The sequence below is a fragment of the Vibrio ostreicida genome, assembly GCF_013074385.2.
GTDB classification, from domain to species: Bacteria; Pseudomonadota; Gammaproteobacteria; order Enterobacterales; family Vibrionaceae; genus Vibrio; species Vibrio ostreicida.
Window position 1 is genome coordinate 1 of sequence record NZ_JABEYA020000025.1, and the last position, 23,079, is coordinate 23,079.

Annotated in this window: 23 protein-coding genes; 5 read left to right on the forward strand and 18 right to left on the reverse strand. The window is 46.8% G+C overall.

Going from position 1 to position 23,079, the window contains the following annotated elements; all coding sequences use genetic code 11:
* Positions 1 to 31 precede the first annotated feature (31 nt).
* The 3 genes from HLM86_RS19535 to HLM86_RS19545 all read right to left on the reverse strand — a co-directional run bounded on the left by HLM86_RS19535 (position 32) and on the right by HLM86_RS19545 (position 1,953).
* Positions 32 to 331, reverse strand: coding sequence for a helix-turn-helix domain-containing protein (locus HLM86_RS19535; RefSeq protein WP_170883783.1), 300 nt, complete (start codon positions 329 to 331; stop codon positions 32 to 34).
* 111 nt (positions 332 to 442) lie between these two features.
* Positions 443 to 1,030 (reverse strand): uracil-DNA glycosylase family protein, encoded by a 588-nt coding sequence (locus HLM86_RS19540; protein ID WP_076589916.1) that lies wholly within the window; start codon positions 1,028 to 1,030, stop codon positions 443 to 445.
* The gene (locus tag HLM86_RS19545; RefSeq protein ID WP_170883782.1) at positions 1,030 to 1,953 is read right to left on the reverse strand and encodes a D-2-hydroxyacid dehydrogenase; all 924 of its coding nucleotides are present in this window, start codon (positions 1,951 to 1,953) and stop codon (positions 1,030 to 1,032) included. Before HLM86_RS19545 ends, HLM86_RS19540 begins: the two co-directional genes overlap by 1 nt.
* Positions 1,954 to 2,022: 69 nt before the next feature.
* On the opposite strand from HLM86_RS19545, the gene HLM86_RS19550 reads away from it, so the two are divergent.
* On the forward strand, positions 2,023 to 2,610 hold the full coding sequence (locus HLM86_RS19550; RefSeq protein ID WP_076589914.1) for a YjaG family protein: 588 nt from the start codon (positions 2,023 to 2,025) through the stop codon (positions 2,608 to 2,610).
* A 53-nt stretch (positions 2,611 to 2,663) separates the two neighbouring features.
* Here the strand turns inward: HLM86_RS19550 and HLM86_RS19555 are convergent, their stop codons facing one another.
* Positions 2,664 to 3,728, reverse strand: coding sequence for a CNNM domain-containing protein (locus HLM86_RS19555; RefSeq protein WP_076589912.1), 1,065 nt, complete (start codon positions 3,726 to 3,728; stop codon positions 2,664 to 2,666).
* 352 nt (positions 3,729 to 4,080) lie between these two features.
* Here HLM86_RS19555 and hupA point away from each other — a divergent pair, with 352 nt between their 5' ends.
* Entirely contained in the window at positions 4,081 to 4,353 is a 273-nt protein-coding gene (gene hupA, locus HLM86_RS19560) for a nucleoid-associated protein HU-alpha (protein ID WP_076589910.1), read from the forward strand.
* 45 nt (positions 4,354 to 4,398) lie between these two features.
* On the forward strand, positions 4,399 to 5,094 hold the full coding sequence (locus HLM86_RS19565) for a DUF1481 domain-containing protein (protein WP_076589908.1): 696 nt from the start codon (positions 4,399 to 4,401) through the stop codon (positions 5,092 to 5,094).
* 47 nt (positions 5,095 to 5,141) lie between these two features.
* Here the strand turns inward: HLM86_RS19565 and purD are convergent, their stop codons facing one another.
* Together purD and purH are read right to left on the reverse strand one after the other, a co-directional pair.
* On the reverse strand, positions 5,142 to 6,431 hold the full coding sequence (gene purD, locus HLM86_RS19570) for a phosphoribosylamine--glycine ligase (RefSeq protein WP_170883781.1): 1,290 nt from the start codon (positions 6,429 to 6,431) through the stop codon (positions 5,142 to 5,144).
* Between the two features lie 132 nt (positions 6,432 to 6,563).
* The gene (gene purH, locus HLM86_RS19575) at positions 6,564 to 8,159 is read right to left on the reverse strand and encodes a bifunctional phosphoribosylaminoimidazolecarboxamide formyltransferase/IMP cyclohydrolase (RefSeq protein ID WP_170883780.1); all 1,596 of its coding nucleotides are present in this window, start codon (positions 8,157 to 8,159) and stop codon (positions 6,564 to 6,566) included.
* A gap of 268 nt (positions 8,160 to 8,427) precedes the next feature.
* Between purH and zntR the strand changes: the two genes are divergently transcribed.
* Complete coding sequence (gene zntR / locus HLM86_RS19580; RefSeq protein WP_076589901.1) at positions 8,428 to 8,847, forward strand: Zn(2+)-responsive transcriptional regulator; 420 nt, start codon at positions 8,428 to 8,430, stop codon at positions 8,845 to 8,847.
* Here zntR and HLM86_RS19585 read toward each other — a convergent pair whose 3' ends face one another.
* From HLM86_RS19585 to HLM86_RS19640, 12 genes are all read right to left on the reverse strand, one after another.
* Positions 8,848 to 9,834, reverse strand: a complete 987-nt coding sequence (locus HLM86_RS19585; RefSeq protein WP_076589898.1) for a sensor domain-containing diguanylate cyclase — start codon at positions 9,832 to 9,834, stop codon at positions 8,848 to 8,850.
* A 273-nt stretch (positions 9,835 to 10,107) separates the two neighbouring features.
* Positions 10,108 to 10,404: a DNA-binding transcriptional regulator Fis gene (gene fis / locus HLM86_RS19590; protein WP_000462885.1), complete on the reverse strand. Its 297-nt coding sequence runs from the start codon at positions 10,402 to 10,404 to the stop codon at positions 10,108 to 10,110.
* Between the two features lie 23 nt (positions 10,405 to 10,427).
* Positions 10,428 to 11,396 (reverse strand): tRNA dihydrouridine synthase DusB, encoded by a 969-nt coding sequence (dusB, locus tag HLM86_RS19595; RefSeq protein WP_076589930.1) that lies wholly within the window; start codon positions 11,394 to 11,396, stop codon positions 10,428 to 10,430.
* A gap of 127 nt (positions 11,397 to 11,523) precedes the next feature.
* Positions 11,524 to 12,423: a 50S ribosomal protein L11 methyltransferase gene (prmA, locus tag HLM86_RS19600; RefSeq protein ID WP_076589897.1), complete on the reverse strand. Its 900-nt coding sequence runs from the start codon at positions 12,421 to 12,423 to the stop codon at positions 11,524 to 11,526.
* 78 nt (positions 12,424 to 12,501) lie between these two features.
* Positions 12,502 to 13,956, reverse strand: a complete 1,455-nt coding sequence (panF, locus tag HLM86_RS19605; protein WP_170883779.1) for a sodium/pantothenate symporter — start codon at positions 13,954 to 13,956, stop codon at positions 12,502 to 12,504.
* The gene (locus HLM86_RS19610; RefSeq protein ID WP_170883778.1) at positions 13,946 to 14,230 is read right to left on the reverse strand and encodes a YhdT family protein; all 285 of its coding nucleotides are present in this window, start codon (positions 14,228 to 14,230) and stop codon (positions 13,946 to 13,948) included. Before HLM86_RS19610 ends, panF begins: the two co-directional genes overlap by 11 nt.
* 179 nt (positions 14,231 to 14,409) lie before the next feature.
* Positions 14,410 to 15,753, reverse strand: coding sequence for an acetyl-CoA carboxylase biotin carboxylase subunit (gene accC / locus HLM86_RS19615; protein ID WP_076589890.1), 1,344 nt, complete (start codon positions 15,751 to 15,753; stop codon positions 14,410 to 14,412).
* 15 nt (positions 15,754 to 15,768) lie between these two features.
* Entirely contained in the window at positions 15,769 to 16,227 is a 459-nt protein-coding gene (accB, locus tag HLM86_RS19620) for an acetyl-CoA carboxylase biotin carboxyl carrier protein (protein WP_170883777.1), read from the reverse strand.
* 58 nt (positions 16,228 to 16,285) lie between these two features.
* Positions 16,286 to 16,735: a type II 3-dehydroquinate dehydratase gene (aroQ, locus tag HLM86_RS19625; RefSeq protein ID WP_170883776.1), complete on the reverse strand. Its 450-nt coding sequence runs from the start codon at positions 16,733 to 16,735 to the stop codon at positions 16,286 to 16,288.
* Between the two features lie 289 nt (positions 16,736 to 17,024).
* The gene (gene acs / locus HLM86_RS19630; RefSeq protein ID WP_076589883.1) at positions 17,025 to 18,974 is read right to left on the reverse strand and encodes an acetate--CoA ligase; all 1,950 of its coding nucleotides are present in this window, start codon (positions 18,972 to 18,974) and stop codon (positions 17,025 to 17,027) included.
* A 177-nt stretch (positions 18,975 to 19,151) separates the two neighbouring features.
* Positions 19,152 to 19,784 (reverse strand): 3'-5' exonuclease, encoded by a 633-nt coding sequence (locus HLM86_RS19635; RefSeq protein ID WP_076589880.1) that lies wholly within the window; start codon positions 19,782 to 19,784, stop codon positions 19,152 to 19,154.
* A 9-nt stretch (positions 19,785 to 19,793) separates the two neighbouring features.
* On the reverse strand, positions 19,794 to 21,620 hold the full coding sequence (locus tag HLM86_RS19640; protein WP_076589928.1) for a putative nucleotidyltransferase substrate binding domain-containing protein: 1,827 nt from the start codon (positions 21,618 to 21,620) through the stop codon (positions 19,794 to 19,796).
* 204 nt (positions 21,621 to 21,824) lie between these two features.
* Here HLM86_RS19640 and HLM86_RS19645 point away from each other — a divergent pair, with 204 nt between their 5' ends.
* Positions 21,825 to 22,988 carry a 3-phenylpropionate MFS transporter gene (locus HLM86_RS19645; protein ID WP_076589878.1) on the forward strand — a complete coding sequence of 388 codons (1,164 nt, stop codon included), beginning with the start codon at positions 21,825 to 21,827 and terminating at the stop codon, positions 22,986 to 22,988.
* The last annotated feature ends 91 nt before the right edge of the window (positions 22,989 to 23,079 follow it).

Below are 23,079 nucleotides of genomic sequence, written 5' to 3' on the forward strand. Positions count from 1 at the left end.
GGTTGGCTAGGTAGCGTGGTCGTAGTCAACGTCATACTTGTTCTATAGGGTTCAACTCTGACGGGTGATAATGTTTGCCGAACTCTTTGATGATGTAGGCGTGAATATCGCTACCTGATAGTCGTCTACCAGAAGAGTCAGACGCTCTATGCTTAATCCATTGGCTGCTGCTTTGGAGTAAGGAATGCGGGCCGCCCTGTTCTCGTTTTTCTTGAAGACCTTCAAGTCCTTCCTCTAAAAAAGGTTGAGCCCATTTATTGACGCGAGTGCGGCTCATTTTGAGGGATTTGGCACTCTGTGTGCGTGATTCCCCATCTTTGAAATGCGTCAGAGCGAGTAAACGCGAGACTGTTACTTAGATTGGTATTGCTCGCATCTTTCCTTGTCTTTGTTTACCGTCGCTTTTCTTTAAATTTTTGTTATTCTACTCAACACCACCACTCTATCCCCCTTTTTTAATTCCTAGATGAGAATGAACGTGTTCGCGGATAAAAGGCACGACTTGCGCCTCAAACCAAGGATTGCGCTTGATCCAAAGAGTGTTACGTGGTGATGGATGTGGCAGAGGTAGGTAGCGTGGCGCCCAACGTCGCCATTCGAAAACCGTTTCCGTCAAGGTTTTGGGCTTATCTGCCAGATAATAGTTTTGTGCATACTGCCCGACTAAGAGAGTCATAGTGATATTGGGTAATTCGGCCAATACTTTATCGTGCCATAGAGGGGCGCACTCTTTTCTGGGTGGCAGATCGCCATTTTTCCCTTTACCGGGATAACAGAATCCGATCGGCATAATGGCGATTTTTTCTGGGTCGTAAAACTCATCGCTACTCAGTTGCAGCCACCCCCTTAAACGTTCGCCACTTGGATCGTTCCAAGGGATAGAGGTGTTGTGGACCCGTGTTCCTGGAGCTTGGCCAATAATGAGCAACTTTGCGTTTGAATTGGCCTGAATGACAGGGTTTGCACCGAGTGGTAAATGGGGTTCACAAAGGCGACATTGGTGTATTTGATGCAATAGATTCTCGAGCATTAATAACCTTGGTCCACATCGATTTCATTTAACAGAGCAAACCCATCGCGCCAGCGGTGATAGTTGTCGGTGAAAATATCAACAACTTGTGGAGGGAAGCTCAGACCTGCAATGTGCGGTGTGATGGTTATGGCTGGGTTTTTCCAAGCAAAGTGCTCAGGAGGAAGCGGTTCTTGTTTGAACACATCCAAGAACGCATGTTTGATGTTGCCATCATTGAGGGCTTTTAAGAGACTATTCTCACAAAGGGCGTTTCCTCGACCGACATTAAACAGCAAAGCAGATTGGCACTTCGACAAGGATTCACCATTGAGAAGTAGGTCCGTGTCGCGGGTGCTTGGCAGAGTATTGACGAGCACATCGACCTGACCGATAACACTGTCGAGTTCTTGAATATGAAATGTCTCGTCAAAGGCTGAGTTTAACGGGGGAATGCCACTACGATTAATGCCAATGACCTTCATTCCCATGGTTTTTGCTGACAAAGCCAAATGGCTACCAACTGAACCCGTGCCCAATATTAACATGCAAAGCGAACTGAGGGGCTTATAGGGCTTTGGACGCCATTCAGCGTGTTGCTGCGCATCATGGTAGTAGAGATGATGCCGTTGATACTGAATGAGATAGCCAAGTACATACTCTGCGATCGGCTGGCCAAATATGCCCTTCACATTGGTTAGGATGCAGTTTGGGGCGACAAAGGGGACTAAGGCATCGACCCCAGCATAGATAGATTGGATCCATTCGATTTGGGGGAACTGACTGATTTTATCGGCTGCCTGTGTTGGCGAGGCTAGTAAGATCGTGGCCAAATTTGTGTCTTCTGTAATGTCTAAATCAGGCAGCATCGCGGCGTTTAACAGGTCACTGTACGATGCGTTGTCTTCGGTCATTAAATAGACCTTATGGGTAAAATTGTTCATCGGCTTACTGTTTTCCATTTTGGTTATCAAGTACACTTCTGCTGTCTTTCTTTGAACCAATGAGTCCCTATGTTACAGAACCCTCTCCAGCTTCGTTTAGAGAAGTTAGAACCATGGAAACAGATTACCTTTATGGCTTGTCTGTGTGAACGAATGTATCCTAATTATGCGATGTTTTGTGAGAGTACTGAATTTTCTGAAGCTCGCATTTATCGTGATATTTTGGATAGTGTCTGGGAGTCGCTGACCGTCAAAAGCGCCAAGGTGAACTATGAACATCAGTTGGAGAAACTGGAGGAGATCATTCCTAGTTCCGAAGATTTTGATTTCTATGGTGTCTATCCGGCGATCGATGCTTGTATTGCGCTTTCTACACTACTGCATGGTTTACTTGATAGAGACGATTTATTTGAAAGTATGCAAAAAGTCAGTCAACAGTCGGTGTCGACGGTGGCACAGCTTGAGTTTGTGCAGCTAGGCTCGGAGATAACCAACGATAACCAGAAAGACAATGAAGCGGTGTGTGAGGAGTGGGATGTTCAATGGGCGATTTTTCGCCCACTTAAAGACGCTCAGGAGCGTGATATTGAGCTGATTAAAGATCTCCGTCATGAGCTCAGAGAAGAAGGGATCAGTAATCTCGGTGTTTCCATGTAGGCCGCAATGGGAGCATTTTGCTCCCATAATGTTTTCTCAATAGGGGCTGATGCTTATTTTCCATCCTCTTCGTCACGATTTTCGATGACACCGTGGACTTTTTTCCACTTTTCCCAACGTTCAAACGCCAATACCTGCATGTCCGTGGCGACATCGGCTTCATCTACGATTTCTTCTCCGACTAAGTGTTCAAAGATATCTTCTAACGTAAGAATACCTTGTATGGTTCCGTATTCGTCCACCACCATTGCTAACTGCAAGCGTTTGGCGACCATTTGCTCAAAGGCTTTGGGTAAAGTCATCGTATTAAGCAGTACATAGATAGGGCGCATGACGGCCCCGAGTTGTTGTTTACCCCAACCTGCTTGTTGTAATCTAAACAGCTCCAAACGATGGACAAAACCAATCACGTTGTCAGTTGAGTGGCTAAAGACCAAAGGACGTGAAAAAGGGGTGTCCTTGTGGTCTAAGAGAAATTGGTCAATTGAGATCTCCGCACTAACCCGAAAAACTACCGGCCGAGGTGTCATCACCTGTGTGACAGGTACATTCTGAATACCGAGCAAATTATTCAGGATTTTTGTCTCACCTTCGGCAAATTCGCCGCTTTCCTTGGCTAGGATGGCCATAGCGGATAATTCATCTCTCATTCTCGGCGGTTTGTGACCACGAGAAAGACGTTGAGTAATCTGCTGTGAAAACCACACGAAAGGCGTCAAAGCCCATACCATCCAACGCAAAATTAACGCCGATATTGGCGCAAGTTGCCGCCAATAGGTTGCCCCGATTGTTTTTGGAACGATTTCAGAGAGCACCAAAATAGCCAACGTTAAGACAGCGGAGAACACGCCCAGCCATTGATTGCCAAACACCACCGCAGCTTGAGCACCAGCGCTGGCGGCACCAATCGTATGAGCGATAGTATTTAAAGTCAGAATAGAAGCGAGCGGGCGATCAATATCCGCCTTTAATTTAGAGAGCCTATTGGAGGCGGGGTGTTCTTGCTGACGTAATTGAGCAATGTAACTCGGAGTAATGCTTAAAAGGACGGCTTCTAGAACAGAGCAGATGAAGGATACGCCAACGGCGATCGAGACGTAGAGAGTTAACAGTAACATAGGAGCCTTATCATCATTTCGTACCGATACCGAATGCAGTCTCTTGCGTAAAATCGGCTTGGATTTGAGATGAACATTGATGCGCCTTTCGTATTGAGATACGCATTTTGGATATGCCTCAGCCCCCTTAATAACAGGCTTACAGCGATTCTGGTACTTTTATAAGTTGGGTATATTATGCGCTAAAACAAGCCCTCTAACAGGATGACTAAGTAACAAATTGTGAGTTAATACTCAGATTATGGTTAAAAGTACGTCATAAAAGCCAAAGATCGCTTACAAACCTTTGCCAGATGGGGCATTTATGTTTTAGAGTGAGTTGAATTCCATAACATATGAGAAGGGAAACCTAATGAACAAGACCCAATTAATCGACTTTATCGCAGAGAAAGCAGACCTATCTAAAGCGCAAGCGAAGACTGCTCTTGAAGCAACTCTTGAAGGTGTGACTGAAGCACTGAAAGAGGGTGACCAAGTTCAACTAATTGGTTTTGGTACATTTAAAGTGAACCATCGTGCAGCCCGCACTGGACGTAACCCAAAAACTGGCGCAGAGATCCAAATTGCGGCTGCAAACGTTCCTGCGTTTGTATCAGGCAAAGCACTGAAAGATGCAGTGAAGTAATTTATACTGCGCCAAGGGAACCTGTTTTCTTGGCGCATTACCATTATGAAAAAAATCTTATTCTCTTCACTAATCATTTCTTCACTCTTCGGGTGTAGCTCCAGTGCCCCAAAGCCTAATTTAGAACAATTCGCCTATTACTCTGGTGGGAAAAGCATGGGCGATGCCACCAGTCTTTATTGGTATACGGAAAAGTTAGCCTCTCCGATGAGTGCTGCTGATTATGTGACCGCAGGTGATTATGGCTGGTACAAAACGGATTATCGTTGGTCTGAAGGCGAACTGAGAGAGTTGATTCGTGAGGGCGAAAAGCTAAAAGGTGAATTCGGTTTAGTGGACTACCGTGTTCATGTTCGATTTAATAAAGGTGGAGAGGCGGTTTACCAACAATATCGTGTTGATGGGAAAGTGTTGCCTGTAAAAGCGGATGAGTTGGAACGCTACAAAAATGATGCTTATACGGTAGCAAGGTTGACCAAACAGCAGGACAAAAAAGGGCGTGAGCTGATCCAAGGTTACTGGAATGGAGCAACATTTGAAACCTGCTCTGGCCAAGACTACTCTCGTCTAGAATTTAATCAGACCTTACCTTCGTTTGTGGTAAGCCGATTAGCGGGGGTGGATAACTACGTTGCCTTTCTTGGTTCAACGCGGACGCACCGAGTGATTGTTGAAGATTTACTGATGTTGGCCGACGAAGACCATGCTTGCATTGAACGGCCAAATTTACTCTCAGACTAATCGAAGCAAAAAGGCAACCTAGGTTGCCTTTTTGTTTGAATGAAAGATTAAGACCTATTCTCGCGCTCAATCGCTCTATAGCCGATGTCATTGCGATAGAATGCACCATCCCAGCTCACTTGTTTAGCAAGCTTATAGGCACGTTCCTGAGCCTCTGAGACACTGTTTCCTAGCGCAGTTGCACATAAGACACGACCACCATTGGTAATGATCTCACCATTGACGTTGTTCGTCGTACCAGCGTGGAAAATTTTCTGATCGTTGGCTGGATTGCTCGGCAGAGAAATAACATCACCTTTGGCGTACTCTGCTGGGTAGCCGCCGGCGGCGAGGACGATACCAATAGACGCGCGAGGATCCCATTTTGACTCTGCTTGATCTAACCGCTCATCAATCGCCATCAGACAAAGTTCAACAAGATCAGATTCCATTCGCATCATAATTGGCTGGGTTTCAGGATCACCGAAACGGCAGTTGTATTCAATAACTTTCGGTGTCCCGTCGTCGGCAATCATTAATCCAGCATAAAGAAATCCAGTATAGGGCGCTCCTTCTGCTTCCATACCACGCACTGTTGGGTAGATGACTTCATCAAGGATTCGTTGGTGGATGTCCGGAGTGACAACAGGCGCAGGGGAATAAGCCCCCATTCCACCTGTGTTTGGGCCTGTATCTCGGTCACCGACTCTTTTGTGATCTTGGCTGGTGGCCATAGGGAGCACGTTAGCTCCATCGACCATGACGATAAAGCTTGCTTCTTCACCTTCTAAGAATTCCTCAATGACCACACAGCTTCCAGCGTCACCAAAGACGTTGCCAGACAGCATATCTTTGATGGCTTCCTCTGCCTGCTCAATGGTCATGGCGACAATCACACCTTTACCTGCGGCGAGGCCGTCCGCTTTGACAACGATCGGAGCACCTTGTTGGCGTACATAGGTGATCGCCGGCTCAATTTCAGTGAAATTAGCGTAAGCGGCGGTGGGGATTTGATGGCGGTGCAGAAAATCTTTGGTGAAGGCTTTTGAGCCTTCTAACTGAGCCGCGGCTTGAGTGGGACCAAAAATAGGCAGGCCGGCTTGTCGGAATGCATCCACTACACCGATAACCAAAGGCGCTTCAGGGCCAACAATGGTGAGTTCAACATTGTTTTTTGTGGCGAATTCGACCAGATCAGCAATGTTTTCGACGTCTATACTGATATTTTTGAGTTTAGGTTCAAGTGCGGTGCCTGCGTTGCCTGGTGCGATGAAAACGGTTTCAACTTCAGGGTTTTGTGCTGCTTTCCAGCCTAATGCGTGCTCGCGACCGCCAGCACCGATGACTAATACTTTCATCTTAAAATCCTTAATTTTACAATCAGGTCTCAACATTATTGGTCGCATTACCTGCTCGTCAGCTTACCCAGTTGTCCAATGTGGGTAAGCGAACGGTGTCACAGGGTCAACGCCCCAATCGTGAAAAGAGAATTAATGGCGGAAATGGCGCATACCTGTGAAGATCATCGCCATACCGTGTTCGTCAGCGGCGGCTATCACCTCATCATCACGCATTGAACCGCCCGGTTGAATTACGCATTTGATGCCGGCTTCAGCGGCAGCATCGATACCATCTCGGAAAGGAAAAAATGCGTCAGAGGCCATGACACAACCTTCAACTTTCAGGCCCTCGTCCGCCGCCTTGATCCCCGCAATTTTTGCCGAGTAAACACGGCTCATTTGGCCTGCGCCAACGCCAACGGTTCTGTCCCCTTTCGAATACACGATGGCATTCGATTTTACGTACTTGGCCACTTTCCAGCAGAACAAGGCGTCTTTCAGCTCGGTTGCTGATGGTTGACGCTGTGAGACGACCTTAAGATCAGATGCGTTCACCATGCCTTGATCTCTTTCCTGAACCAAAAGTCCGCCGTTGACGCGCTTCAGATCAAAGCCTGTGGTTTTAGTGCTCCAAACACCACACTCGAGCAGACGAATGTTTTTCTTTGCTGCGACAATGTCGATCGCTTTTTGTGACACTTTCGGTGCAATGATCACTTCGACGAACTGACGTTCCACGATGGCGGTAGCGGTTTCTGCATCGAGTGTTCGGTTAAAGGCGATGATGCCGCCAAACGCAGAGGTTGGGTCTGTTTGGTAGGCACGGTTGTAGGCCTCCGTAATGTCTTTCCCCAGAGCCACGCCACATGGGTTAGCGTGTTTAACGATCACACAGGCGGGTTCATCAAATTCTTTGACACATTCCAGCGCGGCGTCTGTGTCCGCGATGTTGTTGTATGAGAGGTCTTTGCCTTGTATTTGTTGAGCGGTAGCGACAGAGGCTTCTTCTGGGCACGATTCAGCGTAGAAGGCGGCAGCCTGATGGCTGTTTTCTCCGTAACGCATCGCTTGTTTCTTTATATACTGCTGATTGAAAGTACGAGGGAACGGAGAGGCTTTACGGTCAGCTTGAGCACAAGAACCGTGAGAAGGAACCATGGTGCCAAAGTAGTTCGCTATCATACCGTCGTAAGAAGCTGTGTGTTCAAATGCGGCAATCGCAAGATCGAAACGCGTCTCCAATGTGAGAGATTTCTCGTTTTGATCCATTTCGGTGATCACTCGCTCGTAGTCACAGTTATTGACAACAATAGCAACATCTTTGTGGTTTTTGGCCGCAGAACGAACCATTGTTGGTCCGCCAATATCAATGTTTTCAACGGCGTCGGCAAGAGTACAGCCTTGATTGGCGACCGTTTGCGCAAATGGGTATAAGTTGACGACCACGATGTCGATAGGTTTTATACCGTGGGCTTCCATGACTTGATCGTCCTGACCACGGCGCCCTAGGACACCACCATGAACCTTAGGGTGAAGTGTCTTAACACGGCCGTCCATCATTTCAGGGAAACCCGTGTAATCAGAGACTTCCGTGACAGAGATACCTTTTTCTGCCAGTAGACGAGCCGTTCCACCCGTTGATAGAATATCCACGCCACGGTCAGTAAGTGCTTGTGCAAACTCAACAATACCGGTTTTTTCTGATACGCTGATTAAAGCGCGGCGAATAGGACGAGCGTTAGTCATGCTTCCATTTCCTCAAAGTCACAGAGTTAAGATAAAGATATTTGCCAAAAATAGGCTTGTATTAACTCAATCAGTCGATTGAATACAGTCAGTTTTGGCAAAGACCTTTTCAGTCAATAGTGCGGATATAATCCCCTCTGTTTTGATGGAGGGCATTCTAACCAATTTGTGACAAAAAAGCTCGCGCAAACGTTTGGCATTGCAAAATTAATTGTGAAAATCCGTACTTTTTGGCTTAAAAGTAACGAGATAGTTAATAAGGAAAGTTATGTTTCAGATTGGAGAACTGGCTAAACGCTGCAAAGTGACGTCAGACACGCTGCGTTTTTATGAAAAAAACCAGTTAATTACCCCCGCGGGACGCAGTGAGTCTGGATATCGTCTATATAGTGAAGAGAACCAACAGCAAGTTCATTTCATCCTTAAAGCGAAGGACTTGGGGTTAAGCTTGGATGAAATTCGTGAGTTACTGGGTATTAAGTTAGAGGCAACCGAGCACAGTTGTGCGGAGGTCAAAGCCATCACCAGTGCGAAATTGGCCTTGATTGATGAAAAAATTAGCGAGCTTAGCCAAATACGTGCCGCATTGAAGAAGATTAATGATGCGTGCTGCGGGCATGTTGATGACGATGCGAGTCATTGTTCAATACTGGGTGCATTAGGCAACGGTTTACCTAAGAAACCGTGATCAACTGGCTTGTTGTATATTTGCTTTGATCGTTGACTTAATTTTCATGTCTGGTAAATGGGAATGGTATAGCGTGACTTGGTTACGTCCGGTTTGCTTGGAGTAGTACATCGCCTTGTCTGCTTGAATCAACAGTTCTTTATAGTGGCTGACTTTAGCGTTGACCTCTGCAATGCCAATACTGACCGTTGGGTGTATGATATGACCATCGACGGTACAGGGGGAGTCTTGGACAGATTGACGAATACGTTCGGCAATTTCATAGGCCTGAATGGCATTGGTGTTAGGCAGCATGATTCCAAACTCTTCGCCGCCGAGGCGGCCAATGGCATCACTGCCACGAATTTGCTCCTGACAAACGTGGGCGACTTGTGTAATGACTTCATCTCCAGACAAGTGACCCACCTGATCGTTAATCTCTTTGAAATGGTCGATATCGATCATCAGACACGAGAGACTTAGCTGAGGGTCGGCATGCTGCTTTAACGCCTCTTGGAGCATATCTATAAATGCTCTGCGGTTAAAGATGCCGGTTAACTCATCGGTTTCAGACAAGCGCTTGAGTTCTTCCTGACGGCGATAATAACGGGTGATATCTCGTTCTTGCCAAAGTACCAGTGATGGCCCTTCCGGAGAGAGTAAAGGCTTAATTGTCGCCTCAAACCACATGTTTTCGGTGCCATCTAAGGTTTCGATCTCATCGATGGATAATTGGAGGCATTCCATTGGACTGACACTGTACTGAACGACCAAAGGCTGCACAGACTCAGTGACGCTGTTAATGTACCCCTGCAATTGATCGGCTTTTTCCTGAGGTAGCAGGTCGTGCAGTGTTCGGTTGATGTAACTATTTTTTTCTAGGCGAACGGTATGGAATGTTCCCCCAAAGCCTTCGACAAAGCGCCCCGACGGTTCTAATACAAAAAGTCGGTCAGGAAGTTCATTTAGAATCAGGCTAAGCCATTCTTCCCTGTGCTTATCAAGCATAAAATTGCTACTCAAGGTTAAATTAATTGAGCATTATATCGACAGAATTTCTTAAGGCAATCGTAGAAGATCACAGTTTTTCGACTGTATCTGCGTTTAATACAACCAATCGCGACATAACGTTGAGATTAGGTTTTATATCGTGAAATTGTCTCAGGGTTAAGACAAAAAACAGAGATAAAATGATAAAGCCAATGGTTAGCTTGTCTAAATAAAAAAAACCAGACGCTGGGGAGCTGTCTGGTTTTTTGTCACAAAAATTCGACTAAACGATTAGTTCATGCCGTATTTTTTAAGTTTTTTACGAAGTGTACCGCGGTTGATTCCCATCATAGTTGCAGCACGAGTCTGGTTACCACGTGTGTACTGCATAATTGTGTCCAGCAAAGGCTGTTCAACTTCAGCCAGAACTAATTCGTATAGTTCAGTGACTTCCTGACCGTTTAATTGAGCCAGATAGTTTTTAAGAGAGGCTTTAACGGAGTCACGTAAAGGCTTCTGAGTGATCTGGTCTTGTGACGTTACGGTAGTTACTGTTAATGCTTCTGAAGTCAGATTTTGTTCGAACATATTCGGTCTAGCTCTTCTCTTAATTATGGTGCAACGTTATCAAAATACCCCTCAAGTGCTTCAATCTGCAGCGCGGCTGCATCGAGAGCATTGAAGGTACGGCGAAACTCACTGGCTTGCTCATGTTCTTTTAGGTACCAACCTACGTGCTTACGCGCGATACGAGGTCCCAGAAACTCTCCATAGAAATCATGGAGAGCGTTGACATGACCAAGCAGTATGTCTTTCACTTGCGCTAATGGAAGATCAGGCATAGTGGTGCCGTTTTCCAAAAAGTGTTGGATTTCGTTAAAAATCCACGGACGACCTTGCGCTGGGCGTCCAATCATCAAAGCGTCGGCACCTGTAAACTCAAGTACACGTTTGGCCTTTTCCGGGCTATCGATATCGCCGTTAGCGATTACCGGTATTGAAATGGCCTGCTTAGCCGCTTTGATACTGTCATATTCGGCCTCACCCTTGTACATACACGCTTTTGTCCTGCCATGCAGTGCCAGTGCTTGTATGCCGCAGTCTTCGGCTAATTTAGCGATTTGGACACAGTTCTTGTTGTCTGTATCCCAGCCTGTTCGAGTTTTTAACGTCACGGGGACATCGACTGCATTGACAACGGCTTTCAGAATATCTTCGATCATATCTGGAAAACGAAGCAGTGCAGAACCGGCAAGCTTTTTATTCACCTTTTTTGCTGGACAGCCCATATTGATATCGATGATTTGCGCACCGTTCTCAACACTAAACTGAGCAGCGTCGGCCATCAGTTGGGGATCGGCTCCCGCTATTTGTACAGAGCGAATGCCTGATTCACCTTCATGAACCATACGTTGCATGGACTTTGACGTTTTCCACAGCTTCGGGTTAGAGGACATCATTTCACTGACCGCCATCCCGGCTCCGTAGCGGAGGCATAACTCACGAAACGGTCTATCGGTCACACCCGCCATGGGTGCAAGGATAAGTTTATTCTTAAGTTGATGATTTCCGATTCTCAAAACGTCTTCACAGCTTAGTACCAGCAAGGGCGCGCATTTTACGCATTTTTTAACGCTGTGAAAAGACTAATATTTGAGCATTTACAAATTGTTTTTGCAATTAGTATTATTTTCAGACAATTAGCGCTTAAAGTACAGCCTCACCCTGTTTGTTACCAGATATTAGACACCACTCATTTTGCTCTTTAATGGGGCCAATATGAAACTCATCACGATAGTGATTGGCGACATCTTCGGCTTGTGTGTCCAAAACGCCGGACATGGCCAGTGCGCCATCTTTCTTTATCAGAGACTTAATCGCTGGAGAGAGCGCGCGTAATGGAGCCGCCAAGATATTCGCGATCAGTACATCAGCTAAAAGCCCTTCCGGCTGGTCTTGGGGAAGATACACATGCAATTTTTCTGCGACGCCGTTGCGTTCAGCATTGTCTTTCGATGCAAGAAGAGCTTGTGGATCAATATCGATTCCAATCACTTTCTCTGCGCCAAGCTTGATTGCCGCGATCGCAAGAATGCCTGAGCCACAGCCGAAGTCGATGACGGTTTTACCGGATAGATCAGTGCTTTCTAGCCACTCCAAACATAGAGCGGTGGTGGGGTGGGTCCCAGTACCAAATGCCAGCCCAGGATCAAGCATAACGTTGATTGCATCGGGATCCGGTACGTCACGCCAGCTCGGACAAATCCAGAGGCGCTCACCAAATTTCATTGGATGGAAATTGTCCATCCACTCTCGTTCCCAATCTTTGTCTTCAAGCTGCTCGACTTTATGAGCAAAATCGTTGGGGAGCAGTGTGCTCAGCTTGATTTGTTCGAGGATGAATGACGTATCGGCTTGTGCATCGTACAGGGCCAAAATGTCGGTATCTCCCCACAGGCGAGTTTCACCCGGAAGTGGTTCGAACACTGGCGTATCGTGAGCATCTAAAAACGTCACTGACAGCGCTCCAGTTTCCTCCATCAGCATATCACCGATCTGTAAAGCATTGAGGTTGGTTGCGTTGAGCTTAATTTGAATCCAAGGCATGGGCTGTCCGGTATGATTGGCTGTGGTCTAAGAAGACGGAGTCTATCACGATCTTCCCTTGGTATAAAAAGGGAGTCTTCAATAAGCTCTTTGATTGCTTTTGTTTGGATCGGATAGGCTGCCTAGCACGAACGTGACGAAACCGACTATTAATGTAGGTACGATAGCGTGAACACCAAATAGGTTGGGTTTGAATACAGATAAGCTGATGTAGCAGGTCAAGCCACTTACCATGGAAAAAAGAGCACCTCGAGCTGACGCTTTTTTCCAATATAAGCCAAGTATTAAGGGCCACAGGAAGACCGCTTGCAGGCCACCAAATGCAAGTAGATTGAGCCAGATGATCATCTCCGGTGGATTGGTGGCAGCAACAAACACCAAGGTCGAAAAAATACCTGTGATCCACAATGATAGTTTAGAAAGCTTTCTGTCTGAATCTGACCTTTGAGCAAGCTTAGGATTGATGTAATTGAGATACAAATCTTTTAGCAAAGTTGCTGAAGCCTGAATCAATTGAGAGTCAATAGTTGACATGATGGCGGCCATAGGGCCGGCTAAGAAAATACCGGCAACGACTGGAGGTAATACCGTTATCATCAAGGTTGGCATAATTTGATCAGGGCTTGCAATATGAGGCACTAAAGCTCTGCCAAGCGCTCCTGAAAGGTGCATCCCAAGCATAAGAAATGCGACCATGGCCGTGCTGATTACCATGCCACGATGAAGGGATTGGCTGGAACTATACGACATGCATCTTACTGCCGCATGTGGTAAACCGATAACGCCAAAACACACCAATATCCAGAAGCTGAGCATAAAAGGCTGGCTGAGAAAATTATCGGGTCCATAAGGGGTGATAAGGCTAGGATCGATGTGGTGTAAATCAGTGATCAACTCACCTAAGCCACCTCCTGCGTGGATAATCCCTACAAGTAAAGCGATAGTACCGATGATCATTATGATCCCTTGCACGGCATCCGTCATTGCTACGGCACGAAAACCTCCAATCGTTGTATATAAACCTACAGTGATTGCAAAGATGGTCAAACCTTGTAAGTAACTCAGGCCTGTAACGGTTTGAAGTAAGCGGGCCGCGCCAATAAACTGCACCACCATGATGGCAAAAAAAGCGAGTAATAGTGTCAATGAGGCGAATATAACCACAGCACGATTACGATAACGAGCATACAACATATCGTTAAGAGTTAGCGCATTGTGACGCCTTGCTTCAATAGCAAATTTCTTACCCAACACGCCCAATGTTAGCCATGCTGCGGGCAGTTGGATCATGGCGAGTAAAACCCAGCCAAGTCCCATTTTATAAGCGGCTCCCGGCCCACCAATAAATGAACTTGCACTTGCGTAGGTTGCCGCGAGAGTCATGGCTAGGACAAAGCCACCCATACTGCGATTGCCAAGAAAGTAGTTGCTGAGAAAGTTCTGTTTGTTGTTGCTCTGGGACTGGCTATAGAACGCAAGAGCAAAAACGCTAACAAGATAGATGACTAGTGGGAGAATCAGCTCACTGTTCATGGTTTTCCTCTTCTTCTGTACTAAAAGACATATCTTGATAGATATACCTAACCATCAATGCGCACAATACAGTAAAAATGAGTGGCCCGATGACACAAGAAAATAGAAACCACAAAGGTAGCCCAAAGTAGAGAGTTGGAAGTGTTTCTCTAGGGAGATTAGGAAATATGAGATAGGCAGATGCGTACCACCAAACAAAATAAGCTAGGGCAAGATACACAGCCCATCTGGCTTCTCTGTAAGCTTGTTGGTAGCGTTCAGACAAGGTTTTCATCGTTTTAATCCAGTCGTGCTAGCAATTTACGCTAAGAATTTGAGTATAAGTTGCTTGTTAAAGCACTATACAGAAGCGGTATTGTGGCAAAACTGGCAGTGGAGTTCCACCAAGCAAAGAAGAAATAAAAATAGGCAGCGGATGCTGCCTATATCAAGAACTAGAGACTTACTCTGTGCTTATTGTAGGCCGAGTTTCTTTTCTAAGTAATGAATGTTGGCACCACCATGCTGGAAGTTCTCATCATTCATGATCGATTCCTGCAAAGTCACATTGGTTTTGATACCTTCAACAATCATCTCACCGAGTGCGTTTTTCATGCGTGCAATCGCGACATCTCTATTTTCACCAAAGGTGATGAGCTTGCCGACCATTGAATCATAATGAGGAGGCACGGTGTAACCAGAGTAAATGTGAGATTCCCAGCGCACACCCATACCGCCTGGTGCGTGGAAACGTTCGATTTTACCTGGTGAAGGAAGAAAACGTTCTGGGTCCTCGGCGTTAATACGACACTCAATTGCGTGGCCACGGATCTTGATGTCATCCTGTGTGAAGGACAAAGGTTGACCTGCTGCTACTCGAAGCTGCTCTTTGATAAGGTCGACGCCAGTGACCATTTCTGTTACTGGATGTTCAACCTGAATACGTGTATTCATCTCAATGAAGTAGAATTCGCCATTCTCATAGAGGAACTCAAAGGTGCCCGCACCGCGGTAACCTATTTCCAAACATGCGCGAGTACAGCGTTCACCGATGTATTTACGCATCTCTTCGGTAATACCTGGAGCTGGCGCTTCCTCGACCACTTTCTGGTGGCGACGTTGCATCGAACAGTCACGCTCACCAAGGTGGATAGCCCCCCCTTGACCGTCGGCAATAATCTGAACTTCAACGTGACGAGGGTTTTCTAGGAATTTCTCCATGTAAACCATGTCGTTGTTAAAGGCAGCTTTCGCTTCGGCACGTGTCATAGCGATGGCTTCGACTAAATCAGCTTCCGAGCGTACAACGCGCATACCGCGTCCACCACCACCACCAGACGCTTTAATAATGACTGGGTAGCCAATACGTTTTGCGTGGGCTTTATTCTTTTGCTCATCGTTGTCCAGAGGTCCATCAGAGCCAGGCACACAAGGGACGCCTGCTTTTTTCATTGAGGTGATCGCCGAAACCTTGTCACCCATGATGCGGATGGTGTCCGCCTTAGGGCCAACAAAGATAAAGCCGCTGCGTTCTACTTGCTCGGCAAAATCAGCATTTTCCGATAGGAACCCGTAACCTGGGTGGATAGCGACCGCCCCAGTGACTTCTGCGGCTGAAATAATACGCGGAATATTCAAGTAGCTATCAATACCACGGGCAGGACCAATACAAATCGCTTCATCAGCCAACAGTACGTGTTTTAGGTCTCGGTCGGCAGTAGAGTGCACGGCGACGGTTTTGATGCCCAGTTCTTTACATGCACGAAGAATGCGAAGTGCAATTTCACCTCGGTTCGCGATGACTAATTTATCTAGCATAAGAGAGAGCCTCTGTTATTCGATAATAACAAGTGGTTGGTCGAATTCGACGGGATTGCCGTCTTCAACTAGGATAGCCGTTACAACACCTGACTTGTCAGCCTCGATTTGGTTCATCATTTTCATGGCTTCAACAATACATAGGGTATCGCCGGCGCTAACGCTTTGTCCGACTTCGATGAATGATTTTGCATCTGGACTTGGAGAGCGATAGAAAGTACCGACCATTGGAGAAAGAACATGATGACCAGCGGGTACGGCAGGTGCAGCCGGCTCGCTTGCGGCTGCTGGTGCCGCGGGTGCTACAGGTGCTGGTGCCATAAGTGGTGCGGGTGCTGCATAGTGGATAGGAGCGGGTGCAGCTGCACCATGACGGCTGATGCGTACGGATTCTTCGCCTTCAGCGATTTCCAGTTCAGCGATGCCAGATTCTTCAACTAACTCGATAAGCTTCTTGATTTTACGGATATCCATCTTTCTGTCTCTTTATCTCGTGAATAAGACAGCTCTCTTAGAGCTGCAGAGTGTTTATTTACTTTGCCCGCAATTGGGTTATTGCCGCCGACAAAGCGAATTGGTAGCCTTGTGCACCCAAGCCACAAATCACGCCCTCTGCCTTATCAGACAAAAAAGAGTGGTGACGAAAAGGTTCTCGGGCATGTACATTGGATAAATGCACTTCAATAAATGGGATCGACACGCCGAGTAAGGCATCGCGTAATGCAACGCTGGTATGAGTTAAAGCGGCCGGATTGATGACAATAAAATCCACCTTACCGAGTGAAGCATGAATTTTCTCGATCAACTCGTATTCGCGATTTGACTGGAGATGTTCAAGCTCCACGCCTTCCTGGCGGGCCTGCTCTGTTAACGTGTCGATAATTTGTTGTAAGGTCTGGGAACCATAGTGACCGGGTTCGCGTTGCCCTAACAGATTTAAATTTGGTCCATTTAAGACAAGAATACGTGATTTAGCTGTCATTATGTTGCCATCTTCCTACTTCGTGTTATGAACTAGAATATACCCACACTATTGTCGATTCTGTATGATTTTTTTGTCAAGAATCACCCAGATCTTTAAAATAGACCCAGATTATAGCTAATTCAGCACATTTAGCAGCAAATTACTGGTCTAATCTCCTGTCGAGGGTCAAATATTTTGTAAGCAAGATCATAAAACCCACATAGCACTTATGCGCGGTTGGTGGCGGGTGGGCCTAGACAGAAAAAAGCCGCCATTGTCGTGGCGGCTATGTTGTGAGTCGTGAGTGTTAGGCTTGTTGGGACTTCTCGGCGATGAGCTTATCGACGACGCTAGGGTCAGCCAACGTGGACGTATCGCCTAAGTTACTGGTATCCCCAGTGGCTATCTTACGTAAAATTCGGCGCATGATTTTGCCTGAGCGTGTCTTCGGTAAAGAATCGGTCCAATGCAGAACATCGGGTGTGGCAATGGGGCCAATTTCTTTACGCACCCAGTCTTTAACTTCTTTGTGGAGTTCAGTGCTGGGGTATTCGCCATCATTGAGGGTGATGTAGGCATAAATGGCTTGGCCTTTTATATCGTGAGGGATGCCAACGATCGCGGCCTCGGCAATTTTATCAAAGGACACCAAGGCCGACTCTATCTCGGCGGTGCCCATCCGATGACCAGAAACATTTAACACGTCATCCACTCGCCCAGTAATCCAGTAATACCCATCTTCATCACGTCGAGCTCCGTCGCCCGTAAAGTACATTCCCTGAAAGGTTGAGAAATACGTTTGTTCGAAGCGCTGATGATCGCCATAAACGGTGCGCATTTGCCCCGGCCAAGAATCAAGGATGACCAAATTACCTTCCGCTGCGCCCTCGACAAGGTTGCCAAGATTATCGACTAGCCCTGGTTGAACGCCAAAGAATGGCCGTGTTGCTGAGCCGGGTTTGAGATCTGTTGCCCCAGGAAGCGGAGTAATCAAAATCCCGCCAGTTTCGGTTTGCCACCACGTATCAACGATAGGCGATTGTTGATTGCCTATCGTTTTATAGTACCACTCCCACGCTTCAGGGTTAATCGGCTCTCCGACTGAGCCCATAATTCTTAGGCTATCACGTTTGGTACCTGAAATGGCCTCATTGCCTTTTGCCATCAGTGCGCGAATTGCGGTTGGCGCGGTATAAAGGATATTGACCTGATGCTTGTCGACCACTTCACTCATCCGACTGGTGTTGGGGTAATTTGGTACGCCTTCGAACAGGATAGTCTTGGCACCGTTAGCGAGTGGGCCATAAACCAGATATGTATGTCCTGTGATCCACCCGACGTCAGCAGTACACCAGAAGGTCTCACCGGGTTGATAATCAAAGACGTATTTAAATGTCATGGTGGCATACACCAAATAGCCGCCAGTTGTATGTAGGACGCCTTTGGGTTTGCCGGTTGAGCCTGAGGTATAGAGGATAAACAAAGGATCTTCGGCGTTCATTTCCTCTGGCGGGCAGTCATCAGAAACGGACGCTACTGCTTCGTGCCACCACACATCCCGCTGGCTGTGCCAATCGATATTGGCCCCCGTCCGTTTAAAGACCATGACCTTACTCACCGTTGTTACGTCGGGATTTTTTAAAGCGTCATCAACATTTCTTTTGAGAGGAACGGCACGGCCACCGCGGATACCTTCATCGGCGGTGATGACCATTTTAGCGTCTGAGTCTATCATTCGGCCAGAAAGTGCCTCAGGGGAGAAACCGCCAAAAACAACGGTATGCACGGCACCAATACGAGTACAGGCCAGCATTGCGATGGCTGCTTCTGGCACCATCGGCATATACAGGCAAACGACATCGCCTTTGCGTACGCCTTGTTCTTTCAAGGCATTGGAGACGCGGCAGACTTCTCTATGGAGTTCACGAAAAGTCAATGTTTTATCATCCGCTGGGTCATCGCCTTCCCAGATGATCGCAGTGTCATCACCGCGTTCGGCGAGATGGCGATCAATACAGTTTGCACTCACGTTGAGTGTGCCATCTTCGAACCAGCGGATATCCACATGACCTGTATCAAAGGAGGTACTTTTGACTTTGGTAAAGGGTTTGATCCAATCAATGATTTGACCATGCTCTTTCCAGAAGGCTACTGGGTCTGACACCGATTGTTGGTACATATTTAAGTAGGTTTGGTTATCTGCATGGGTGTTTGATTTGATATTTTCTTGCACCGGATAGATATGGGCTTCACTCATTGCTTTTCTCCTGTTGCTTAATTCAAAATGAATTGAGCAAGTGTCCGTTTGAAACGTATCTCACGCTAATGACAATCCTTCTACCAGACACTTTCTAGCACGCAGGATGATTCGACAATTAGACTTTAGGATGAGAGCTGAGTAGGTGGTGGTTTATTGTTCAATTAAGGTTGAGCCTTAGCGGCGATAAGGGAAATGGAAATTGGGCGAACTGCCTCTGGTTAAGCGGACAAACACTAATGCGGCAGTAATGGCATCTTGGAGGGCATCATGTTTATTTTGTAGGGGTAAGTCGAGGTGTTGGCAAATCGCCTCTAAACTGAGATCGAAGTAAGCGTTGGGCAAGTGTTTCTCTAATTTATCATGATAAATTTGGCTGACTTCAATCACTGGGTTGGGCAATGGAAAGCCAAGATGACGCAAGCAAGCAAGATCAAGAATCTTCTTGTCGTAACGAATATGGTAGCCGACAAGGGGACGATTTCCGATAAACGCAATCAACTGCTGTAATGCTTGTTTCTCTTCAATGCCATCTTCCAAATCTGAATGCCGGATCTGGTGCACTTTGACAGAATCTGAATTCAGGGAGCTCGGAGCGCATAAGCGTACTTCAAATGGCTGGCTGGTAAGGATGCGGTTGTCGATGATCTTGGTTGCGGCGATGGTCACCAACTCAGCCCTTTTTGGATCCAAGCTGGTGGTTTCACAATCAAGCGATACAAATTCCCCTTTTTTGACCGAAGAAAACAAAGGCTGATAAGGTGAATCCTTCAACTTATAATACCAATAGCGACGAAGAAGCAGATTCATATCATAACCTTACTCTCTGATTTGATAATGATAAGCAAGAAACTGTTTGAATTTCTTAATCACATGTAGGCTGTGTCGGAGCAAGTCTCGCTCTGCGCGATCCAACTGTTTTAGATCGATACGGTTATGGCTATGCTGATTGGCCACTTGTTGGCTAAGGCGCAATTTAAACAACAGTTTCAGCGCTTCGTTGAGGTTATCGGCGGTGTCTGACTCAAGGATACGTTTGTGATGCAGGGCTTCAATACGTTCAAACGTGTTATTTTCATCCACGCCATGCTCTAGCGCTAATGCGCGAATACCGTGAACGATGGGGAAAATACCGCCACTTTTCAGGTCAATGCCTTTTTTGTCGGATTTCACCTTTCCAAACAAGGTCAGCGGTAGGGCAAACTGGAGAGCGGGCCGGGTGAAGTCTTGCAACGCCAGCATATTATTTAACATTCGTTGTTTAAGGTGATGGCGCACGGGGTCTAAAAGCTGCTTGTCACCTGCTACGGCGTGGGCATCTGAAAATATAGCCAGATCCATAATATCTTGTGCTGAGTTTGATTGGGACCAAAGGGTCAGAGTGTTTTTCCAATCGGTCTGGCTTTTGACCCACTTAGTATTATTCACCATGACCTGACCGGGACAAAGAGGGTAGCCCAGTTGCTGTAATGTTTGAGTCAGTTTATTCATGATCACGTCACATTGATGCCACAGCAAACCATCTTTGATAATGAGCGCATTGTCTTGATCGGTTTTCAGGATTTGTTCACCACGACCCTCTGAACCCAGTACGACAAAACAACATTGATCCTGCAAAGCAGGAGGAACAATCAACTCGAAGGCTTTTTCGATGATCTGTTCGTTGATGGCAGAAATCAGCGCCATGATGAACCGCGTGCGGATACCATTGCTGAGTAAATTATCGACCAACTGGTTTTGTCGATTTGAGGCCAGCATTAATTCGTCTATGGTTGTGGCTCGAGCGATGCTCAGTGTGAGGACATGCGAGTGAGTGGAAAAGGCACTGAGGATCTGAGTCATATCTAACATGCCTACGGCCTCTCGACCATCAGAAACCATCACGCGTTTGAGACGTTGACGCGTCATTTTTATCATTGCGTTGAAGAGAAAATCTCCGTCATCAATCGAGACCACTGGAAAGCTGGCAATGCCACCGACCTGAGCATCGTGAGAATAGCCATCGAGCAGAACTGCATGAAGTATGTTGGTTTGTGTCACGATACTGTATGGCTGCTGTCCGGGGTTCTGGGTGAGCCTGATATCGTTGTCATCTAATTTGACTAAAGCGGCATCGGTATCATGTTCTTTAAGGCAAAGAGTGACTTCATTGAGTGGTAAGTGGGAAGCAACAATTAAGGGTGGATGATAAACCGCTCGGTCGACTTTGGTTAGAATGAACTCCGCTAGATTTTGCTGTCGTTTGGCGGTTTCGAGCAGTTGTTGGCGCTTGGCGAGGTTATTATCAAAGTAAGCCGCAAACTGACGATTACTGTGGTAGAGCTCAAGAAAAACGGCTTTGGGTAACAGGTAGGATAAGGTGTCCTCCAGCGCAACGTAGCCATGGCGTATGTGACCTTCAAACAATGCCCTTACATCAAATAAATCGTCGTTGGCGTAATGGGCGAACACTTCCTGACCATCTTTACTCCGTTCTTCTACCACCCCTTTGATGAGAATGTTGAGGTACTCGCTCTGGTCCCCTGAAAGCAGAACCGCTTCCCTCTCACGATAGTAGGCGACATCAAGAGCAGCACGCAGCTTTGCTTGCTGATGCGGGTCAAGATGACTAAAAGGTGGCGAGTTCATATTAAATTTGTCTGGCATCATCTACCCACAGGTAAAACGATCATCGTCTTATTGTGACAAATGTATTGGTAAGTGCCAGACGACTTTGGTCGAACTTTTTGTGGCGGTGTCCTATTGGTTTTAGTTGCCATGCGGTAAAGGGATGGGAAAGATCTTCCTCTTTTATTATTGGGTAAACTATGGATAATGCATTGACTATTATAGGTTTATTTCGAGGACGTAATGCAGACACCTTCCCCTTATGGATGGATATCCCAATACTTTGCTGGTTTCTTTTTTGCCTACGGAGTGTACCTGCCTTTCTGGGCACTCTGGTTTGAAGAACAAGGGGTTTCAGCGACCGATATCGGGTTATTGATTGGGATTGGCTTTGCGACACGTTGCGTGGCAAACATGCTGCTGACACCGCGTCTTCATAAAGTGGAACACCTGATGCCGGCGTTGCGTTGGTTGAGTTTCGCTGCTTTGATTTTCGTCGCCTTTCACTTTTTCACTGGGGGGAGCTTTGTGATGATGGCGGTCGCGACGGTGTTGTTTAACCTATGCTGCGGCCCGATCGTGCCCTTGTCTGATGCCATGGCCAATTATTACGCCCGCCTAAAAGTACTCGACTATGGTCGCACACGCTTATGGGGCTCAGTGGCGTTTATTGTCGGCTCGACCGTCGTGGGTTATCTGGTGACGACATTTGGCTCAGATATGATTTTGTATACTGCACTGGCTGGGCTTTTATTTTCGCTTGTTGCGAGTATGCGTGATACTCGCCCGATGCCAACGACGATGACACACGATCGATCCCCGCGTCCCAAACTGACCGAGTTAATTAATGAAACTTCTGTGATCAAATTTCTCGTCTTGGTTGCTTTGATTCAGGGAAGTCATGCCGCTTATTACAGCTTTAGCGCCATCTACTGGAAAGAGGTAGGACATTCAGAAGACATAATTGGTTACCTGTGGAGCCTTGGTGTTGTTGCGGAAGTGGCCGTTTTTGCTTTGAGTAAACGGCTTTTTATCGGTTGGTCATTGCGTCAATTGTTTTTGGTGGCAAGTTTAGGTGTGGTCGTGCGTTGGGGTTTGACGGCATCGACGACTGAGCTGGTTGGCCTGATACTTATTCAGTTATTACACGGTATTACCTTCGCGGTGGCGCATATTGCGGCGATCCAGTACATCCAACATTCAGCGCCCAGCAAAATGGTGGCCTTACAAGCATTATACAACGCCATCCCTCTGGGGGCGGTTATTGCACTGATGACGGCGTTAAGTGGTTGGGGTTACGAACATTGGGGCGCCAACGTATTTTGGGTGATGGCTTTGATGGGGGGGTTGGCTGTGTTTATTCGGGTCGACGAAAGGTCGACAATCGCTACAGCGGATCAGGGATAAGACACAGAATTGATCGCAAGTATTTGAGTTTGACTTTGATCCTTAGTTAAATGGAACCATAGAGGGGCAGTGATAACCCTGTCGGGTTAAG

Coding starts and splice junctions, on each gene's coding strand:
- HLM86_RS19540 (WP_076589916.1), bottom strand. CDS start 1,030: ATGCTCGAGAATCTATTGCATCAAATACACCAATGTCGCCTTTGTGAA.
- HLM86_RS19545 (WP_170883782.1), bottom strand. CDS start 1,953: ATGAACAATTTTACCCATAAGGTCTATTTAATGACCGAAGACAACGCA.
- HLM86_RS19550 (WP_076589914.1), top strand. CDS start 2,023: ATGTTACAGAACCCTCTCCAGCTTCGTTTAGAGAAGTTAGAACCATGG.
- HLM86_RS19555 (WP_076589912.1), bottom strand. CDS start 3,728: ATGTTACTGTTAACTCTCTACGTCTCGATCGCCGTTGGCGTATCCTTC.
- hupA (WP_076589910.1), top strand. CDS start 4,081: ATGAACAAGACCCAATTAATCGACTTTATCGCAGAGAAAGCAGACCTA.
- HLM86_RS19565 (WP_076589908.1), top strand. CDS start 4,399: ATGAAAAAAATCTTATTCTCTTCACTAATCATTTCTTCACTCTTCGGG.
- purD (WP_170883781.1), bottom strand. CDS start 6,431: ATGAAAGTATTAGTCATCGGTGCTGGCGGTCGCGAGCACGCATTAGGC.
- purH (WP_170883780.1), bottom strand. CDS start 8,159: ATGACTAACGCTCGTCCTATTCGCCGCGCTTTAATCAGCGTATCAGAA.
- zntR (WP_076589901.1), top strand. CDS start 8,428: ATGTTTCAGATTGGAGAACTGGCTAAACGCTGCAAAGTGACGTCAGAC.
- HLM86_RS19585 (WP_076589898.1), bottom strand. CDS start 9,834: ATGCTTGATAAGCACAGGGAAGAATGGCTTAGCCTGATTCTAAATGAA.
- fis (WP_000462885.1), bottom strand. CDS start 10,404: ATGTTCGAACAAAATCTGACTTCAGAAGCATTAACAGTAACTACCGTA.
- prmA (WP_076589897.1), bottom strand. CDS start 12,423: ATGCCTTGGATTCAAATTAAGCTCAACGCAACCAACCTCAATGCTTTA.
- panF (WP_170883779.1), bottom strand. CDS start 13,956: ATGAACAGTGAGCTGATTCTCCCACTAGTCATCTATCTTGTTAGCGTT.
- HLM86_RS19610 (WP_170883778.1), bottom strand. CDS start 14,230: ATGAAAACCTTGTCTGAACGCTACCAACAAGCTTACAGAGAAGCCAGA.
- accC (WP_076589890.1), bottom strand. CDS start 15,753: ATGCTAGATAAATTAGTCATCGCGAACCGAGGTGAAATTGCACTTCGC.
- accB (WP_170883777.1), bottom strand. CDS start 16,227: ATGGATATCCGTAAAATCAAGAAGCTTATCGAGTTAGTTGAAGAATCT.
- aroQ (WP_170883776.1), bottom strand. CDS start 16,735: ATGACAGCTAAATCACGTATTCTTGTCTTAAATGGACCAAATTTAAAT.
- acs (WP_076589883.1), bottom strand. CDS start 18,974: ATGAGTGAAGCCCATATCTATCCGGTGCAAGAAAATATCAAATCAAAC.
- HLM86_RS19635 (WP_076589880.1), bottom strand. CDS start 19,784: ATGAATCTGCTTCTTCGTCGCTATTGGTATTATAAGTTGAAGGATTCA.
- HLM86_RS19640 (WP_076589928.1), bottom strand. CDS start 21,620: ATGCCAGACAAATTTAATATGAACTCGCCACCTTTTAGTCATCTTGAC.
- HLM86_RS19645 (WP_076589878.1), top strand. CDS start 21,825: ATGCAGACACCTTCCCCTTATGGATGGATATCCCAATACTTTGCTGGT.